General features: G+C 35.5%; 1 protein-coding gene. It reads left to right on the forward strand.

Annotated elements, in window-relative coordinates:
* Positions 1–132 precede the first annotated feature (132 nt).
* Positions 133–651 (forward strand): DfrD/DfrG/DfrK family trimethoprim-resistant dihydrofolate reductase, encoded by a 519-nt coding sequence (gene dfr / locus OB236_RS10670; RefSeq protein WP_262683982.1) that lies wholly within the window; start codon positions 133–135, stop codon positions 649–651.
* Positions 652–704: the final 53 nt, after the last annotated feature.

Here is a 704-nt window from a genome sequence, read left to right on the forward strand (position 1 = left end):
GAACGATAGTTAAATCTAGAATGGCTGCCGCGAGGCAGCCTTCGCTAAGCTAAAGGGAGATTAGTTTAACAAGGAAGTTCATTTATGAAATAAATAATACATAGTAAAATAGGTTAAAAGGATGTGGTTATATTGATAATTTCTTTAATTGTTGCGATGGATAAGAATAGAGTAATCGGCAAGGGCAACGACATTCCTTGGAGAATACCCAGTGATTGGGAACATGTTAAAAACACTACAAAAGGACATCCAATCATATTAGGTAGAAAAAACCTTCAATCAATCGGAAGGGCTTTACCTAACAGAAGGAATATTATTTTGACTAGAGATAAGGACTTTAGCTTTGAGGGTTGTGAAATTACCCATTCAATCGAAGATGTATTTAAGTTGTGTGAAAATGAAGTAGAGATTTTTATTTTCGGTGGAGAACAGATTTATGATATGTTCTTGCCATATGTCGAGAAGATGTACGTTACAGAAATTCATCATGAGTTCGAAGGAGATACATTTTTCCCAATAGTTGATTTTGATGAATGGAAAGAAGTATCTGTTGAAAAAGGGATTAAAGATGAAAAAAATCCTTACAATTATTTTTTCCATGTATACGAGAGAAAAAACTTGTTGAACCATCGAGTACCTATAGCTCAATAAACAACTAAGACGCGGCTGCTGGCATAGATCGGCAGCCGCATTGTGCTAACGGG

It is taken from the genome of Paenibacillus baimaensis (assembly GCF_025567575.1).